This window comes from Flavobacterium flabelliforme, assembly GCF_017948675.1.
Lineage (GTDB): Bacteria > Bacteroidota > Bacteroidia > Flavobacteriales > Flavobacteriaceae > Flavobacterium > Flavobacterium pygoscelis.
Map to the genome: position 1 here is coordinate 489,105 of NZ_JAGFBU010000002.1, position 17,773 is coordinate 506,877.

A 17,773-nucleotide genomic window follows, 5' to 3' on the forward strand; every position below is an offset into this window, starting at 1 on the left:
AGATTTTTGACTTTAAATTAACAATTTTTTCATTTTGAATACCTCTAAAATTAAAAAACCATTACTCTTTTCTTAAAGCTTTAGGACTGAAAACTTACTTCCTCGGTATCCATTGCACTTCGTTAGCATTCAAGTCATGAGACAACTTTCGTGCCAACACAAAAAGATAGTCAGAAAGTCGGTTTAAGTACTTAATTGCAATCTCGGCAACGGGTTCATTATGACTTAAATGAACGGCTAGACGTTCTGCTCGACGGCAAACACAGCGTGCAATATGACAATATGACACAGTTGTGTGTCCTCCAGGAAGTACAAAATGTGTCATTGGCGGCAAGGCTTCTTCCATAGCGTCAATTTCATTTTCTAATAATTCGATATCAGATTCAATTATTCCTAGTTTTTTTAATCGTAATTCTCCGTTTTTCATGACCTCTTTTTCTGGTGGAGTAGCAAGAATTGCTCCCACTGTAAATAAGCGATCTTGAATTTCGATTAAAATTTCTTTGTAATGGATATTCATTTCTTGGTCACGAATTAATCCGATATGGGAGTTTAACTCATCTACGGTTCCGTAACTTTCTATTCGGGCGTGGTCTTTAGGTACTCGAGTTCCTCCAAAAAGAGCTGTCGTTCCTTTGTCTCCCGTTTTTGTATATACTTTCATTTTTTTGAATTAGTGTTGTGGATCAAATTTAGGCTATTAATTTGATTCTTGAAATAGAAGAAACTTCAAATGGATTTATTACTAAAACTAAGCCTTCTGTAAAAGTTTAAAACTCTTTTTTACTATTATAGAAGTTCTTTTTACAACTCGTTCCTAGCCCGGATAGTAGTGAAAATCCTTTATTGCTATTTTAGCCTTTTTAGAGGCGTGAAAGAGCAATAAAGATTGTAGCGGATAGCCGGATTAGCTCCTTGAAAAAAAATTATTTTGTGGTATCACTTTCTATTAATCCATCGCGCAAACGAATGATTCTATTGGCATAAGCGGCAATTTCTTCCTCGTGAGTTACTAGAATAACGGTATTCCCGTTGGAGTGAATGTCACCAAATAGTTTCATGATTTCTAGTGAGGTTTTGCTGTCTAGATTTCCGGTAGGTTCATCGGCCAGAATGATAGATGGTTTGTTGACTAAAGCTCTAGCGATTGCTACACGCTGACGTTGTCCTCCAGAAAGTTGGTTGGGTTGGTGATCCATTCTATCGGCAAGATTTACTTGTTCTAGAACTTCGGTAGCTCGTTTGTTGCGTTCTGATTTAGAAAAACCTGCATATATCATGGGTAATGCCACATTATCTAGGGCAGTTGTTCTAGGTAAAAGGTTGAAGGTTTGAAAAACAAAACCTATTTCTTTGTTTCTAATTTCGGCTAACTCATCATCTTTCATTTTGCTTACATCTTTTCCGTTCAAAATGTAATTCCCTGAAGTAGGGGTGTCTAAGCATCCTAATAAGTTCATTAAGGTAGATTTTCCAGATCCCGAAGGTCCCATTAAAGCTACATATTCGCCTTTATTTATTTCTAAATCAATGCCTTTTAGAACATAAACGATTTCATTTCCAAGTACAAAATCTCTTTTGATATTCGTTATTTTTATTAGCGGGTTTGCCATTAGAATGTATGATTTTTAACCTTAGACTTTGCTCAGGCTACTATTAATTTAGATTTTAAAAGTACAAAAACTTTTGAACTATTAATAAGTAGTCTTTTTTTTAATTTGTTACACTGTTTAGAATAATGAATTTTAATTTCTACATTATTAAGTTTAGTTTAATACTGCGATTTAGATGATTTTTCTAGTGGTTCATAAGCTAAAACAAGTTATAAACTTTTATATTATTTTAGTTAATATTTTTATAATTCAACTAAGTTTTTGTATTATTTCACAATTTTTAAGATTAGTTGTATAATTATTGTTTTATTATTGAATATTTCACAATCTGATATACATTTGTTTCATAATAATTAATTAAATCAAAAATTATGAAAACTCAAAAACTAGTATTAGGATTAGCAGTAATGGCTATAGGATTTACATCATGTAAAGATGAAAAAGCGGAACAAGCAAAGAAAAAAGTTGATTCGTACGTAACTTACGTAGATTCTCTTGGAAACGTAGCTGAAGCTGAAGCAGCTCAAAATTGGGAAGGTATTGAATCTTCATACCAAACTAGAGTAGGAGAAGCTGAAGTTGCTATAGCTGATATGAAAGATAATGCTGAATCTCAAGCAAGAATTGATGCTAGTAAAGCAAAATATGAAGCTTTAAAAGTTAAAGTTGAAGCTCAAAAAATGGCTGCCGTTGCTGCTGCAAATCCAAAACAACAAATGAGAAATGCTTTGTTTGGTGAAGGAAAAATAGGTGATGATATGAATTTTGGTTGGGTAAATGCCGCTAATATTCATAGTGTTTACCAACAATTTGTTCATACTGTAGAAAACAACAAAGACAAATATTCTCGTGAAGATTGGGATGAAGTAAAAGCAATGTATGAAGCGTTGGATAGCAGAAAAAATACAGTAGAAAAAGAAGGTCTTTCTTCTGAAGACAATAGAAAAATTGCTGGTTTAAAAATTAAATTTGCACCGATGTACACTCTAAATAGAATGGGAGCTAAATCAGAAGAAATGAAAAAAGCTAAACAATAAGCTAAAGAATAAGGAATAGTTAATTCAATAGGAAGATGACAGTCAGTAATGGCTGTCATTTTTTTTTGGTTACCTTTTTACGATAACGAATAAATAAATAAAAGGCTGTTTCAATAATTTTGAAACAGCCTTTGTTGTAAATTTTAATTGAAGAGGATTATTTTATTAATCCGCTATTTTATAAATGGATGTAATTTCTTTAAAGATAGCATCAACATCGATATTTAAATCTATTAATTCTCCGTTGTGAATATCAAAAACCCATCCGTACACTTTTAGATTGCGTTGTCTATTGGCTCTCTGAACTTCAGCGGTTTTAATCACGTTGATGCATTGTTCTTGAACATTCAACTCTACTAATCTTTTGTATTTTTGACCTTCCTCTTCTATTGCATCAAGCTCTTGTCTGTGAAGACGGTATACATCACGTATGTTTCTTAACCATGGATTTAAAATTCCTAAATCGGCTTGTTGCATGGCAGCAAGTACACCGCCACAACCATAATGGCCACAAACTACAATGTGATTTACTTTTAAACTCGTTACGGCATAATTAATAACAGACATCGAATTAAGGTCTGTATTGGGAACCATATTAGCAATATTTCTGTGTACAAAAACTTGTCCAGGTTCTAATCCCATTAGATCTTCGGCAGAAACGCGGCTATCAGAACAACCTATATAAAGGAATTCAGGAGTTTGTCCGTCGCCTAATTTGTCAAAATATTTTTCGTCGCTTTGAAGCTTTTTTGCAATCCAATTGCGGTTATTCTCGAAGATCTGTTTGATGTCCATGTAGTATATTTAGATTGCAAATATAATAATCTATACGCGAATGATGAAATGTTCTTTTGGTTGTTCTCTTCTAAAAAATACAAATCCCCATTGAAACGTGTCTATCGTTACGCTAACTTTATCCTGTTTTTGTATTATTTTCCAGGCCTCTTCCATATGTTTTGACCAATGAATATCATCAAAAATCCATACCGTTTCGTTAGTAACTGTAGGAAGTAATGCTTCAAAATAATCTAAAGTAGCTTGTTTTTGGTGGTTTCCGTCAAAATAAATAAGATCAAATGTTTTAGATTTTAAATCGTTATTTTTTAAATAATGACTAAATTCTGAATTTAAAAATTCAATATTCATGCATTTTAATTTTTGCAAATGATCTTGCGCAACAGATAAGGTGTTTTTGCAGCCTTCTAAAGTTGTGATTTGTGCCTTTTTGTTTCCTAGAGAAAGTGCAGCAGTTGCTAATCCTACTGAAGTTCCTATTTCTAAAATGGAGGATGGTTGAAAATAATTTACAATACGGTATATTAATTCGGCTCTTTTTGTTGAAATTCCCGCAGTTGTAGCAATCTTTGAAATTTCTCTTTTATTAGATTTAAAAACTTTGGAACCGGCACCAAAATCAGTGACTTCAATAGTGTTTTTGTTTTCTAAAAGTGATTTCCTAAACTTTTTTAAAACCTCATATTCTGGTATTGTTTTACGATCATAAAAGCATTTTGTCAATAAATTAAAGACAAATGGAGAATGAACTGCATGCTCGTTTTTGGACTGCCAAAGAAATTTTAGATATGATTTTACTTGAAATAACATAAAGGTTTATTACACAGAGTTGCACAAAAAAAAGCGAAGATACTCAGAGAATTCTTTACATTAAACACAAATTTTACTAATTACGACAGATTGTTTCAAGAGTATGGGTAAAAAGTATTTTTTGTTATGGCGTGATTCTTTTCGAAAATGAGTTAAACTGATCTCGTAAACTTTTAAAAAACTATATTTGCCGACTTGAAATTTACACTAAGAATAATTCCCGTTTTTTATGATGACGAAAGATGAAATAGCGCCTACGATTGCTATAACCTCAAATGAAATTGACAGATGTATCGCCATTTTGTCACAGTTAAATACTGATACCGATCAAATATTTGATATTGAAAAAGAGCAAAGAACAGCTTTGATAAAAGCAGCGGGACAGTTTTCGAGACCAGATCGTGATGAGCTTTCTCGCAGAAAAAAGGACGGAAGATTAGTGGCAAAACGCAAGAAAGAAAAGCAAGATAAAACGGCACGTAAAGAAACCGGAATTCGTTATGCTCGTGAAGCTAGTGTGTTTGTAGCTCCAAAATTATTGGCTTTTAATGAGCTTAATAGCAAAGAGCAATTAGAATTAGAAACCCCTAGAAATTGTTATGTATGTAAAACACCATTTACAAAGATGCATCACTTTTATGATACGATGTGTACCGATTGTGGTGATTTTAATTATGCCAAACGTTTTCAAACTGCCGATGTAAAAGGACAAGTAGCAGTAATTACGGGATCTCGACTTAAAATTGGATACCACATCACACTAATGCTTTTGCGCGGTGGAGCAACGGTGATTGCAACAACTCGTTTTCCGGTGGATTCGGCTTTGCGTTTTTCTAAAGAACCCGATTTTATAGATTGGGGACATCGCTTAAAAATACATGGATTGGATTTAAGACATATTCCAAGTGTCGAAATATTCTGCAATTTTATAGAACAGAAATACGAAAGATTGGATATTCTAATTAATAATGCGGCACAAACGGTACGACGTCCTGCAGGGTTTTATACTCATTTGATGCAGAATGAAGAACGCTTACTTTCTGATTTGCCCAAACAAGCACAAGAATTATTATTAGATCATACGAATTGTTTGGATGAATTGAAGATATTGACTTCTGGCGCCTCTTCCAATCAAAATATGCCAGTAACTTGGCACGGACCAGAACCTGGAATTGGTTTGCGAGCTTCGGCTAAATTATCTCAAATTCCGTATTCATTTGATAATGCCTTAGTGGCAAATGAAGTTTTTCCAGAAGGAGAACTTGATGCCGACTTGCAGCAAGTCGATTTAAGGAAAACAAATAGTTGGCGATTGAAATTAGGTCAAATAGAAACTACTGAAATGATCGAAGTACAACTCGTTAATTCGGTAGCGCCTTTTGTATTATGCAACCGCCTTTCTGAAGTGATGAAAAAAGAAATTACAGGAAAAAAACACATTATAAACGTTTCTGCCATGGAAGGGAAGTTTCATCGCTTTTTTAAAGAAGCGCGTCATCCACACACGAACATGGCGAAAGCGGCGCTAAATATGCTTACTCACACGGCAGCAGGAGAATTAGCTAAAGTTGGAATTTTTATGAACGCCGTTGATACCGGTTGGGTAACTGACGAAGATCCGGCTGAGTTAGCCAAAAAGAAACAAGAAGAGGAAGATTTTCAGCCACCATTGGATATTGTTGATGGTGCAGCCCGAGTAATGGATCCGCTTTTTGACGGAATTAATACAGGGAAACATTGGTGCGGTAAATTCTTAAAAGACTACAATCCGATTCCTTGGTGAAAAGATAACATTCAATAAAAAAACCACAACTTAATCTAATTCTGTTGTGGTTTTTTATTATAAATTATCGAAATACTGTAAATAATTACTTGAATTCATTTGTAATTTTAGCATGTCTTTTATCATAATTGGCGCAATCTTTTCCTAATTTAAATATGAAAAAAAATACAATACCTGCCAGAATAATAGTTGGTATTAACTTAATTTCTTTATTTAGAAAAAATTTAGAATTGTATTTTTTCATAATTTGTTTTATTGAGTGATTTTAAAACTTCTTGTTGTCTCTTCGTTTGCCATGGTTGGAAAATTTAGAAGTAGAGTGTTTATGCTAAGTAACGATATAAATAAAAACTGTAATCCCATTAAAGCCTTACTTACTGAAAACGGATGTTTTACGTTTCTTTTTTATTCTTTCAATATTTGCTTTAAATGATATTCTAAATGAACAACATAATCAATTATTAAAAATTCCAAAGTCAAATTTTTATCGTTAATTTTTATTTCTCGTATTAAATTTTCTTTTGTTATTCTTTTGATGATTTCAATGAGTTGTTTATTGTAAACTTTCCAAAAGGAAATTATTTGTTCTTTTTCAATTTCTTGATAGAAATTATATTCATTCCATTTATTTTGATCATACTTTATTTCTGGATTTTCTTCAAATTGTCCACGTATAAATCTTTGATGATTATTTGTAGCGCTATCAATTAAATGTCCAATAATTTGTTTTTTACTCCACTTATTTGCAGAGTGTTTTTTAGAAAAAATTTCATCTTCAATTTTACTAAGAATTTCAGGAATTGTTTCAGTTAAATGTTCAAGTCGACTAATTGATTGTTGAAGCATCTTTTTATTTTATCAAATTTTTAACATTTTCAAATTTTCTCATTTTTGTAAAAATAGCAAAATTGCTGTATTAATATTTTACAATTATTAACGAATTTTTTTTTAAACTATATAAAGCACTAATGATCCAGAATTTGTGCAGTTTAAATAATTAATTTATAGCTTTAAAACGCTTCATTTCTTCTTGTGGTTCTATAGCATTATATTGTTTCCAAATACTAGCATCGTAGGATTTTACATTTAGAAATTTAAAGTCAACTTCTTTTATTTTTTCAATTGTTTCAGTAGCTATTTTTGATCTTGATATGTTTAGGAATTCAGTAGTAGAGTTTGCGTTTCCCTCTATTTTCATGTCAAGTGAAAGTACATCTTTCTCTCCTTTGGCTAACTCAATAAATTTTAATGGGCGATTCACATAAAAATACATTCCTGAATCTATTGTTGCATATTGCAAATAATAGCCGTTTCCTTCTGATTTTTTTTGAAAAATAATTGTTCCCTTGCTCACATTCTGAGACACTTTGATGCCCAATAGCAATTTCATGTTAAAACCCTCTAGTTTCTCGCCTTCATCTAAGGTATAGTCTACTCTTAATACAGCATAGTCGTTTTCTGAAACATATAATTTTCCTGAAAACTTTGCTTTACTTCTTCTAGGTTTAAAGGTTATAACATAGGCAAATTCATTATCAGCAAAATAAGTCGTTCCTTCGTAGGTATAATTATAAAGATCTGGATCTGTTATAAAATTAAATTTCTTGGTCTGAGCAAAGTTGTTTTGTGACAAAAATGATGTAATATTCCTTTTAGCGCTAGTCAACTGATTGGTTGCTTCAACACCTATTTTTTTATTTTTTCTGCTATTAAAATCTTTTCGCAAAGAGATGGAATCACGAGAGCCAAAAAGTCCACTTTTTACTCGATAATATTTAGTAGAATCAAGGTGTTGCAACATCATATTCATCGCTTTTTTTTCTAAATCCTCAGAGGAAGTAGCGCTACCTTCATTTTTTAACTTGGTTGCTTTTAAAACTTCTAATTTTGATACGAATGAAGTTTTGCTTTCTTTTTTTACATTGGTGGTGTAATAATTACCAAGAATATCCGTAAATTCTTTAGGCGGGTGAGTAATTAGATTATTAGAAAAATTTTTGATATCAGCATTTGCTTTTTGAAGGGTTTGTTTGGTAAATCCTGTTGATTTTTCTATTTCCACATCAATTGTCTTAGGTTTGAAATAGTCCGATCGTCTGTAAAACACCATGTCTTTTGATGGTGCACCATCACTTACATAATTGCTTTTCAAGTTGGCTTTGACATTCGCCATAATCTGATCAGGATTTGGTTTTACGTTGGATATAGTAACATCATTCAATTCATAAACAGCGGGAACAAGTTGAATAATAAAATTTGATTTTTGCAAGTCAGCCACATTAATTTGCTGATTGGCATATCCTAAATAGGAAATACTAAGTTTTGTTTGCTCTGAGCTATTACTTTCTGAAAGTGTAAAAAAACCTTCGGCATTAGAAACTAAATTTTCAGAATCGTTTACTCTGATATTCGCATAGGGAATGCTTTCTTGAGTAGTGGCATCTATTATTTTACCTTTGATGTTCTGTGCAACTCCTATTTGATGAAGCAATAAAAGTAGAAACGATTGGATGATGATTTTTTGCATTTTTTTGAATAATTGATTTGATGATTAATGATGTTTTCTAATTCAGCGCCTTATTGAATTGATTATAAGATACTATCGTTCTTTTTAGCGTTCCAAATATAGAAGATATTACGGCATACTAATTATTAGTGTAACAGTTTATTAACATTTTTCTTACGAGTAAAACTTTTTTTTATAAAAAAGAAACCCAAATAACTTTAGTTTTGACTAAAATTATTTGGGTTTTTTAATACTAAATAGAAATACTATTTGTGTTGGGACATAAGAAGTTTTATCCTTCCATCTTAGCACTCAATTCAAACCAGCGTTCTTCTTTTGCTTCTATTTTGTTTATGATATTTTGCAATTCATTTGCCTTTTTTTCGATACTATCATCAGCTACTTTTCCTTCTGCAAAAAGCTGTTCAATCGAAATTTTTTGAGCTTCTAAATCCTTAATTTCTTTTTCCGTTTTCTGATATTCTTTTTGCTCGTTGAAAGTTAAGTTTCCAGTAGGATTATTTTGTTTCCAATCTTTCTTCTCGGCTTTATTTTCCTCTTTTTGAGCCACATCAGTACTGTCTTCATAGGCTCTAAAATCAGAATAGTTACCTGGAAAATTTTCTACCACTCCTTGACCTCTAAAGATGAACAAGTGATCTACAATTTTATCCATAAAATAACGGTCATGCGACACTACTAAAAGACATCCAGGATAGTCTAAAAGGAAGCTTTCTAGCACGTTTAACGTCACAATATCCAAGTCATTTGTTGGCTCATCCAGAATCAAAAAGTTTGGATTCTGAATCAAAACCGTACACAAATACAGTCGTTTTAATTCTCCACCACTCAATCGATCTACAAAATCATATTGTTTTTTGGCGTCAAAAAGAAAACGTTCCAGTAACTGTGAAGCCGAAATTAATTTTCCTTTCATCAACGGAATAAATTCTCCGTATTCCTTGATCACATCAATAACACGTTGTCCTGGTTTTGGGTTAATACCGCTTTGCGTATAATAACCTAATTTTATAGTTTCTCCAATGACTACTTTTCCACCATCAAGCGGTAAAGTACCGGTCAATAAATTTAGGAAAGTCGATTTACCCGTTCCGTTTTTACCAATGATTCCGATACGTTCTCCGGGTTGAAAATCGAAACTAAAATTATCCATGATCACATGATCTTTGAATTTTTTAGAGATTTTGTGAAGCTCAATAATCTTGCTTCCCATACGCTCCATATTTATTTCAAGCTCTACTTTGTTTTCACGGCGACGGCTTTGTGCTTTCTCCTTAATATCGTAAAAATCGTCTTGACGCGATTTAGATTTAGTTGTTCTCGCTTTTGGTTGACGGCGCATCCATTCTAATTCTTTTACGAATAGGTTTTGTGCTTTATCCACACTCGCATTTTCAGATGCAATGCGTTCCTCTTTTTTCTCTAAATAATACGAGTAATTCCCTTTGTAGTTGTATAATTTCCCATTATCAAGTTCGATGATTTCATTACATACACGTTCCAAGAAGAAACGGTCGTGCGTCACCATAAATAAGGTAATATTTTCTTTGGCAAAATAACTTTCTAACCATTCGATCATCTCTAAATCTAAGTGATTCGTAGGTTCATCCAAGATTAATAAATCAGGACGATTGATCAATATAATAGCTAATGACAAACGCTTTTTCTGTCCACCTGAAAGGTTTTTTACTTTCAGTTTGAAATCTTCTAATTTCAACTTGAACAAGATTTGTTTGTATTGCGTTTCAAAATCCCATGCATTATGCTGGTCCATTCCGTCAAAAGCTTTTTGGTACGCTTCTTCATCTTCTGGATTTTCTAATGCTTTTTCGTAGGCTTCAATCACCTTTAAAATCTCATTATCCGACGCAAAAATGCTTTCTTCAATAGTTAATTCCTCTTGCAGATTATTGTTTTGCGACAAGAATGCCATTCTAATTCCTTTTCTCAAAACTACTTGACCTGTATCTGATTCTTCCAAACCATTAATGATACTCATAATTGTAGTTTTTCCAGAGCCGTTTTTGGCTATAAAGGCAATTTTTTGGTCTTTGTTAATCCCAAAAGAAATGTTTTCAAAAAGTGTTCTTTCTCCAAAAGACTTGGAAATATTTTCAACTGATAAGTAATTCACAATGCTAATTTTTTTGCAAAAGTAAGCTATTAAATGACTAATTGCGAATTGTTTATTTTAATATGACTTTTTGTCTCTAAAGTGTTGAGATATTTTGATAAAATACGCATTGATTTATTAATTCGGTTTTGTTTTACTCTTATAATCTCTATTAGAATAAAGGCGTATGTTGATTTTTTTTTTTTTAATCTTTTGTTTTTAATATATAAGGTCTTAGAGTAATAAATTTTAAATTGGTAAATGAATCTATTTAATGTTTCAATAATTAAAAATAATAGTATAAGATTTAAGGTAAACTTTGACTTTTAAACATGGGAATTATGTAATTATCTTACTCTGTTTTGAAAGAATATTTTGTATTTTTTTTATAAATTTGGACGATTTATGAATTTTTTCAATTCATTTATTTTCAAACTTGATAACAATTTTCGGAAAGGTTTTACTTTAATTAAACCATACGATTTACCTCCCATATTAAATGATATTAATTGTAGATGACATTGTAGCAAATATAATTGCCTTAAAAAAAACATTAGAATTGCACAATATCGATGTTGATACTGCAGAATCTGGTGAGGAAGCGCTTAAGAAAATTTTAAAAATTAATTATAGCCTGATTATAATGGATGTTCAGATGCCTGGACTCGATGGCTTTGAAGTAGTAAAGATTTTATCGGGCAACAAAAAAACAAAAGACATACCGGTTATTTTTTTGTCGGCAATTAACATAGAAAAGAAATATATTTTTAAAGGTTACGAAACTGGCGCTGTAGATTATATAACAAAACCGGTAGATTCGGATTTGTTAATTCTAAAAGTAAAAACATTTATAAAAATCTACGATCAGCAGAACGAATTGAAAGTGATGAAGGATTTACTTTCAAAAGAAATTGCTATTCGAACCGAAGCTCAAGATAATTTAGAAATGAAAATTATTGAGAGAACTAAAGAATTAGTTTTAAAAAATGAAGAATTAGAATTCAAAAACCACGAATTACAGCAGTTTTCTTGGGTAGTTTCACATGATTTGAATGAACCAATCCGAAAAATTCAAATCTTTATCGGAATTCTGAAAGACTTATATTTAAAGGACAATCCAAAAGCAATAGATTATGTAAATCGGACAATGAAATCGGCCGAGCGAATGCAAACTTTAATTAGTGATTTGCTAGCTTATTCGAGATTGTCGTCAAAAGTGGTTTTAGAAAAAACAGACTTAAATGTAGTTTTACAAGAAGTGCTTTCTGATTTTGATTATCAAATAGAAAATAAGAATGCCGTGGTAAAAATATGTGATTTACCCGTAATTGATAGTATTCCGAGTCAGTTAAGACAAGTGTTTCAGAACTTGATAGGAAATGCGCTCAAATTTTCAGGGAATGTTGCTATTCCTACTATAGAAATTAGTTCAGAATTAATTTTAACCAAGGATTTTGAAGGCCAAGCTTCACCAGAAGGTAAATTTTGCCGAATAACTATTTCTGACAATGGAATTGGTTTTGATGAAATTTATTTGGACCGAATTTTTGTTATTTTTCAAAGCTTAAATGATCGTTCTATTTACGAAGGAACCGGAATAGGACTTGCCATTTCTAAAAAAATAATGGAAAAACACAACGGACTGATTACTGCAAAAAGTCAATTAGGCAAAGGTGCTAGTTTTATCCTGGTTTTGCCATTACAACATGATATTCAAAACAATTAGATTAAAATTTATGAGAAGTAATTTTAAAAGAAATTTATTAATAAGTTCTACGATTTCATTGCTGGTATTAGTAGTAAGTTCTACAGCGTCTTATATTAGTATAAAAAAATTATTAGAAAGTGTTTATTGGGTCAATCATACTCAAGAGATTATTTATAATTTGAATCAGGGTGAAGCCGTATTAACGGACGGTCAAACTAGCATGCGCGGTTTTTTAATTACAGGAAACGAGCAGTTTGTTGATATGTATAAAAAAGCCGAATTGGAATCAAATATCTATTTTAACAAACTCGATGATCTGACAAAAAACAATTCTTTACAGCAAAAATCACTAAAAGAATTAAAGGTTCTCCGAGCCAATTATTTTCAATATCTCAATAAGCAAATTGACAAAAAACGTCTTGGAAAATTGACAGCAACATTTGATCTTAATGAAGGGAAAATGTTGATGGACGAATTAAGAGAGAATTTTAAACAAGTAGAAAAAAATGAGCAAACGCAATTAAAAGATCGTAATCAGAGTTCACAAGATTATGGTAGTTATAGTTTAATTCTAATTATTGTAGCATTTATCATAGCCTTTTTTATCTCAGTAATATTCTTAATTCGTATTTTAAGAGATTTTACAGAACGTGCTAAATTGCAAGAAGAATTGTTGCAAAAAGATAAAGAAACAGCTCAAAGGATTGAAGCTATTAGCACTATTGCAGTAAATATAGCTAAAGGCAATTATGATATCAAAGTAGATGATAGTAAGGCAGACGCATTAGGAAGTGTTGGTGATTCACTAAATAACATGAGTACTTCTTTAAAAAAATCTTTCACTTTATTATCTGATAAAGAGTGGTTACAAGCGGGTATTGCTAATCTTAATAGTGTCATGTTGGGAGATAAAAATCTTGAGGAACTATCAAACGATATTATCGAGTTTTTGTGTGTTTACACCAATAGTAGTGCGGGTGCATTTTATGTTTTAGAAGGAGAAACACTTTTTGCAAAAGCAGGATATAGTTACGTTCCCAACAAAAATAGAACACAAATTAAAAAAGGAGAAGGTTTACTTGGACAAACGATTGTTTCGGGAAAACTGCTAGAGATCAAAGGAGTTCCATCTGAAGATATTCAAATTAGTTATGCCTTAGGTGAAATAAAACCTACTCATATTGTTGCTTTACCATTAATAGATAATAAAGTAGAAGGAGCGCTAGAATTAGTTAGTATCACTGGTTTTACTAGCTTGCATTTAGAGTTTTTAAAAATTATTAGTAATAATATTGGAATTGCTTTAAAATCTACTCAGAATAGAAAAAGGGTACTCGAATTACTAGAAGAAACGGAGGCGCAATCTGAAGAATTACGCATTCAGCATAGTGAATTAGAGTCAATGAACGCAGAGTTAGAAACACAAACTGAAAAACTACAAGCCTCAGAAGAAGAATTAAGAGTACAACAAGAAGAATTGGAACAAACCAATGAAGAGCTTTCGGAACGCAGTATTTTATTAGAAGAAAAAAATACTGAAATTTTAAAAAAATCAGAAGCTTTAGAGTTGTCAACCCGCTACAAATCGGAGTTTTTAGCTAATATGTCACATGAATTACGTACTCCGTTAAACTCTATATTACTTTTAAGTAGGTTATTATCAGAGAATAATAATCAGAGTATGAACAGTGAGGAAATAGAATTTGCACAAGTAATTCAAAGTTCAGGAAATAGCTTGTTAGGACTAATTGATGAAATTTTAGATTTATCTAAAATTGAAGCTGGAAAAATGGAGCTTGAGTTTATAGATGTTACCACGAAAGAAATAACAGATGGTTTATCTAGTTTGTTTACGCAAGTTGCCAAAGAAAAAAATATAGGCTTTGAAATTATTGCCAATGAAGCTCCTATTATTCTTAAAACAGATAAAATGCGTTTAGAACAGATTCTAAAAAACTTAATTTCTAATGCATTAAAATTTACCAATCGCGGTTCTGTAACACTAGAGATTAAAATAAATACTGATGATGACAAAATAATCTGTTTCATTGTAAAAGATACTGGAATTGGAATTCCGTTAGACATGCAACCACTCGTTTTTGAAGCTTTTCAGCAAGCAGACGGTTCAACCAAAAGAAAATATGGCGGAACAGGTTTGGGCTTATCGATCAGTCGCGAATTGGCAAAATTACTTAGTGGCGAAATATTATTAAATAGTGTAGAAGGTGAAGGAAGTACTTTTACTTTATGTTTGCCACGATTTGTATCTCAAAGTAGTAAAGTAGTAATTGATAAAAGACCGTTGCTAAGTATTCCTGAAAACAATACTATAGTAGAGAAAGAAACTAAGAAGAAATACATATCTGAAGTAATTCCAGAGGAGATAGAAGACGATAGAGATTCTATTTTATCTGGTGATAAAGTTATTTTGATTGTCGAAGATGATATGAATTTTGCTAAATCACTTTTAGCATTTAGCAGGCAAAACGGCTATAAAACAGTTGTGGCTGTTCGAGGAGATTATGCCTTAAAGTTTGCTATTTTATACAAACCAGTTGGAATACTCTTGGATATTGAGTTGCCTATAAAAAGTGGATGGGAAGTATTAGAGGAAATAAAAAATCACTCACAAACTAAGCACATTCCTGTTCATATTATGTCCTCACATAAATTAAAACAGGAAAGTTTGCTACAAGGTGCAGTTGACTTTCTTCATAAACCGGTTGCTTTTGATCGAATTCCAGAGGTTTTTACTCGAATAGAACATATCATTAGTAAGGAATCACAAAAAGTTTTAATTATAGAAGACAATCCCAAACATGCCAAAGCATTGGCTTTCTTTTTAGAAAATCACAATATCAATTCGGAGATAAAAAGTGAAGTTTCTGAAGGTTTAGACGCGCTAAATAAAAAAGATATCGATTGTGTAATCCTTGATATGGGAATTCCCGATAAACAAGCATACGAGATTTTAGAAGGAGTTAAGAAAAGTCCTGGATTAGAAAATCTTCCTGTAATTGTTTTTACAGGGAAAAGTTTGTCACTAAAAGAGGAGGTTAAAATTAAAAAATATGCCGATTCTATTATTGTAAAAACGGCTCATTCGTATCAGAGAATGTTAGATGAGGTTTCTCTTTTTCTACATTTGGTGGAAGAGAACAAAGGAACCGATGATAAAAAAGAAAATTTTAAAAAGTTAAATCAACTCAACAATATTTTACATAATAAAAAAGTTCTAATTGTCGATGATGATGTTAGAAATATCTATTCTCTCACCAAAGCTTTAGAAGCTTTTAAGATGAACGTAATAACAGCATTTGATGGTAATGAAGCTATCAAAATGTTAGCCGAACATACCGATACTGATATTGTTTTACTAGATATGATGATGCCTAATATGGATGGTTATGAAACGGCCGAAAAAATTAGAAACAATCCTAAAATGATAGCATTACCTTTGATTGCAGTTACCGCCAAGGCTATGACAGGCGATAGAGAAAAATGCATCAAAGCAGGCGCTTCAGATTATATAACAAAACCAGTAGATATAGACCAATTACTTTCGTTATTAAGAGTGTGGTTGTATGATAAAGTTTAATTAAAAATTGATTTAAATTTATGAATAAGAAGAAACTCTTAATTATTGACGATGATCCAAGGAATATTTTTGCATTGGTAAATACGTTACGTGCAAGATCTTATGAATGTCTTTCTTGCTTGAGTGCCGAAGAAGCGTTAGTACTTTTAGAAACAGATCAAATTTTCGATGCTGTTTTAATAGATATGATGATGCCAGATATGGATGGTTATGATGCTATTCCATTGATTAAAAAAATTCCTTCTCGCAAGTCAACAACAATTATTGCAGTAACGGCTCAGGCGATGACTGGTGATAAAGAAAAATGCTTTGAAGCAGGTGCGGATGATTATATCTCAAAACCTGTTGATGTAGATAAACTACTTGTAGCCTTATCTAAAATTTAAGTTTATTATGATAGAGGACATAGAATTAGATACTTTTATTAACGATGTTTATGAATATTATGGTTTTGATTTTGGAAATTACTCTAGGGCTTCCTTAAAAAGACGTGTTAATAGAATCATGCAGTTAGATGGTTTTTCCAGTTTTTATGATTTTTTGTCAAAAGTGAAATACGAAGCCGATTATTACAAAAGAGTTGTTGATGAAATTACGGTGAATGTAACCGAAATGTTCAGAGATCCTTCTTTTTATAAAGTCTTGCGGAATGAAATTTTACCTGTTTTAGCGACAAAACCTTTTATAAGGATTTGGCATGCCGGTTGTTCTAGCGGGGAAGAGGTTTACTCTATGGCTATTTTATTAAATGAGGCTGGCTTGCTACATAAATCAATATTGTATGCAACGGATATCAATTCGAAGGTTTTAGAAACGGCAAAAAAAGGAATTTTTCCGTTGCGAATGATGAAAGATTATTCTGAAAACTATAGAGATTCTGGAGGACAAGAAGATTTTTCTAATTATTATATTGCCAATTATGGCAATGCAAAATTTAGTGAAGATTTAATTAAGAAAATGGTTTTTTCACAACACAATCTCGTTTCAGATACCTCATTCAATGAATTTGATATGATTTTTTGTCGCAATGTTTTAATCTATTTTGACAACGATTTGCAAAGCAGAGCCATTAATTTATTTGACCAAAGTCTTTCTATACTTGGTTTCTTAGCATTAGGAACCAAAGAGACTATAAAATACTCCATTGGTCAAGGAAAATACAAACAAGTGCAGAAAGAAAAATTATGGAGAAAAATAAAGTAGCAGCAAACTGTAAAGTTCTCATTATTGGCGGCTCTGCGGGTAGCTTGCATGTACTTATGGATATATTGCCTAATTTGCCAGCAATACGGTCCTTTGCATTGGTAATTGTCCTTCATAGAAAACATTCTGATGATGTAACTTTAGAAGAATTATTAAAGATAAAATCAAAAACTCCATTAAAATTTATTGAGGACAAAATGCCTTTTGAACCTGGCTTTTTATATGTAGTTCCTTCTAATTACCACTTGCTATTTGAAAAAAATGGTACTCTGGCTTTAGATAGCTCTGAAAAAGTAAATTACAGCAGACCTAGTATTGACGTTTCTTTTGAAGCTGCTGCAGAAATTTACAGCAGTAATGTAATAGGAATTTTACTTTCAGGCTCCAATGCCGATGGCACTGCGGGATTACAAGCCATTCAGAAATCAGGAGGTACTGTTGTGGTTCAGAATCCAACATCAGCTGATATGCCTTTTATGCCGAATAATGCCATTCAAAATATGATACCAGATTATATTTTGACAACAGAGGAAATATTGAAATTTATTCTTTTGATAAATGGGTGATGAATTCCAATTAAATCAAT

14 protein-coding genes are annotated in these 17,773 nt (G+C 31.8%); 7 read left to right on the forward strand and 7 right to left on the reverse strand.

Features of this window, described 5'->3' with window-relative positions; genetic code table 11:
* Positions 1 to 94 precede the first annotated feature (94 nt).
* Both J3S90_RS08560 and J3S90_RS08565 read right to left on the reverse strand, forming a co-directional pair.
* Entirely contained in the window at positions 95 to 664 is a 570-nt protein-coding gene (locus J3S90_RS08560) for a cob(I)yrinic acid a,c-diamide adenosyltransferase (protein ID WP_210645826.1), read from the reverse strand.
* 262 nt (positions 665 to 926) lie between these two features.
* Positions 927 to 1,613, reverse strand: coding sequence for an ABC transporter ATP-binding protein (locus J3S90_RS08565; protein ID WP_188051233.1), 687 nt, complete (start codon positions 1,611 to 1,613; stop codon positions 927 to 929).
* 371 nt (positions 1,614 to 1,984) lie between these two features.
* On the opposite strand from J3S90_RS08565, the gene J3S90_RS08570 reads away from it, so the two are divergent.
* Positions 1,985 to 2,650 (forward strand): DUF6565 domain-containing protein, encoded by a 666-nt coding sequence (locus J3S90_RS08570; protein ID WP_210645827.1) that lies wholly within the window; start codon positions 1,985 to 1,987, stop codon positions 2,648 to 2,650.
* A gap of 165 nt (positions 2,651 to 2,815) precedes the next feature.
* Here J3S90_RS08570 and J3S90_RS08575 read toward each other — a convergent pair whose 3' ends face one another.
* Both J3S90_RS08575 and J3S90_RS08580 read right to left on the reverse strand, forming a co-directional pair.
* On the reverse strand, positions 2,816 to 3,445 hold the full coding sequence (locus J3S90_RS08575; protein WP_188051235.1) for a carbonic anhydrase: 630 nt from the start codon (positions 3,443 to 3,445) through the stop codon (positions 2,816 to 2,818).
* A gap of 30 nt (positions 3,446 to 3,475) precedes the next feature.
* Positions 3,476 to 4,255 carry an O-methyltransferase gene (locus J3S90_RS08580; protein WP_210645828.1) on the reverse strand — a complete coding sequence of 260 codons (780 nt, stop codon included), beginning with the start codon at positions 4,253 to 4,255 and terminating at the stop codon, positions 3,476 to 3,478.
* 232 nt (positions 4,256 to 4,487) lie between these two features.
* Here J3S90_RS08580 and J3S90_RS08585 point away from each other — a divergent pair, with 232 nt between their 5' ends.
* Positions 4,488 to 6,038 (forward strand): SDR family NAD(P)-dependent oxidoreductase, encoded by a 1,551-nt coding sequence (locus J3S90_RS08585; RefSeq protein WP_210645872.1) that lies wholly within the window; start codon positions 4,488 to 4,490, stop codon positions 6,036 to 6,038.
* A gap of 405 nt (positions 6,039 to 6,443) precedes the next feature.
* Here the strand turns inward: J3S90_RS08585 and J3S90_RS08590 are convergent, their stop codons facing one another.
* The 3 genes from J3S90_RS08590 to J3S90_RS08600 form a co-directional block, all read right to left on the reverse strand.
* Positions 6,444 to 6,884, reverse strand: coding sequence for a DinB family protein (locus J3S90_RS08590; protein ID WP_210645829.1), 441 nt, complete (start codon positions 6,882 to 6,884; stop codon positions 6,444 to 6,446).
* A 151-nt stretch (positions 6,885 to 7,035) separates the two neighbouring features.
* Positions 7,036 to 8,565, reverse strand: coding sequence for a carboxypeptidase-like regulatory domain-containing protein (locus J3S90_RS08595; protein WP_210645830.1), 1,530 nt, complete (start codon positions 8,563 to 8,565; stop codon positions 7,036 to 7,038).
* 271 nt (positions 8,566 to 8,836) lie between these two features.
* Positions 8,837 to 10,699 (reverse strand): ATP-binding cassette domain-containing protein, encoded by a 1,863-nt coding sequence (locus J3S90_RS08600; protein WP_188051240.1) that lies wholly within the window; start codon positions 10,697 to 10,699, stop codon positions 8,837 to 8,839.
* A 478-nt stretch (positions 10,700 to 11,177) separates the two neighbouring features.
* Here J3S90_RS08600 and J3S90_RS08605 point away from each other — a divergent pair, with 478 nt between their 5' ends.
* From J3S90_RS08605 to J3S90_RS08625, 5 genes are read left to right on the forward strand one after another with little or no spacing between them, the layout of a single operon-like run.
* Positions 11,178 to 12,404, forward strand: coding sequence for a hybrid sensor histidine kinase/response regulator (locus J3S90_RS08605; RefSeq protein WP_210645831.1), 1,227 nt, complete (start codon positions 11,178 to 11,180; stop codon positions 12,402 to 12,404).
* Positions 12,405 to 12,414: 10 nt separating this feature from the next.
* The gene (locus J3S90_RS08610; protein WP_210645832.1) at positions 12,415 to 15,984 is read left to right on the forward strand and encodes a response regulator; all 3,570 of its coding nucleotides are present in this window, start codon (positions 12,415 to 12,417) and stop codon (positions 15,982 to 15,984) included.
* Between the two features lie 20 nt (positions 15,985 to 16,004).
* Complete coding sequence (locus tag J3S90_RS08615; RefSeq protein ID WP_188051243.1) at positions 16,005 to 16,370, forward strand: response regulator; 366 nt, start codon at positions 16,005 to 16,007, stop codon at positions 16,368 to 16,370.
* Positions 16,371 to 16,377: 7 nt separating this feature from the next.
* Complete coding sequence (locus tag J3S90_RS08620; RefSeq protein WP_210645833.1) at positions 16,378 to 17,187, forward strand: CheR family methyltransferase; 810 nt, start codon at positions 16,378 to 16,380, stop codon at positions 17,185 to 17,187.
* Positions 17,169 to 17,753, forward strand: coding sequence for a chemotaxis protein CheB (locus tag J3S90_RS08625; RefSeq protein ID WP_210645834.1), 585 nt, complete (start codon positions 17,169 to 17,171; stop codon positions 17,751 to 17,753). The genes J3S90_RS08620 and J3S90_RS08625 overlap by 19 nt, the downstream gene beginning before the upstream one ends.
* Positions 17,754 to 17,773 lie beyond the last annotated feature (20 nt).

What these genes read in the sequence shown, in the direction of transcription:
- J3S90_RS08560 (WP_210645826.1), bottom strand. Translation starts at nt 664, where the DNA reads ATGAAAGTATATACAAAAACGGGAGACAAAGGAACGACAGCTCTTTTT.
- J3S90_RS08565 (WP_188051233.1), bottom strand. Translation starts at nt 1,613, where the DNA reads ATGGCAAACCCGCTAATAAAAATAACGAATATCAAAAGAGATTTTGTA.
- J3S90_RS08570 (WP_210645827.1), top strand. Translation starts at nt 1,985, where the DNA reads ATGAAAACTCAAAAACTAGTATTAGGATTAGCAGTAATGGCTATAGGA.
- J3S90_RS08575 (WP_188051235.1), bottom strand. Translation starts at nt 3,445, where the DNA reads ATGGACATCAAACAGATCTTCGAGAATAACCGCAATTGGATTGCAAAA.
- J3S90_RS08580 (WP_210645828.1), bottom strand. Translation starts at nt 4,255, where the DNA reads ATGTTATTTCAAGTAAAATCATATCTAAAATTTCTTTGGCAGTCCAAA.
- J3S90_RS08585 (WP_210645872.1), top strand. Translation starts at nt 4,488, where the DNA reads ATGACGAAAGATGAAATAGCGCCTACGATTGCTATAACCTCAAATGAA.
- J3S90_RS08590 (WP_210645829.1), bottom strand. Translation starts at nt 6,884, where the DNA reads ATGCTTCAACAATCAATTAGTCGACTTGAACATTTAACTGAAACAATT.
- J3S90_RS08595 (WP_210645830.1), bottom strand. Translation starts at nt 8,565, where the DNA reads ATGCAAAAAATCATCATCCAATCGTTTCTACTTTTATTGCTTCATCAA.
- J3S90_RS08605 (WP_210645831.1), top strand. Translation starts at nt 11,178, where the DNA reads ATGATATTAATTGTAGATGACATTGTAGCAAATATAATTGCCTTAAAA.
- J3S90_RS08610 (WP_210645832.1), top strand. Translation starts at nt 12,415, where the DNA reads ATGAGAAGTAATTTTAAAAGAAATTTATTAATAAGTTCTACGATTTCA.
- J3S90_RS08615 (WP_188051243.1), top strand. Translation starts at nt 16,005, where the DNA reads ATGAATAAGAAGAAACTCTTAATTATTGACGATGATCCAAGGAATATT.
- J3S90_RS08620 (WP_210645833.1), top strand. Translation starts at nt 16,378, where the DNA reads ATGATAGAGGACATAGAATTAGATACTTTTATTAACGATGTTTATGAA.
- J3S90_RS08625 (WP_210645834.1), top strand. Translation starts at nt 17,169, where the DNA reads ATGGAGAAAAATAAAGTAGCAGCAAACTGTAAAGTTCTCATTATTGGC.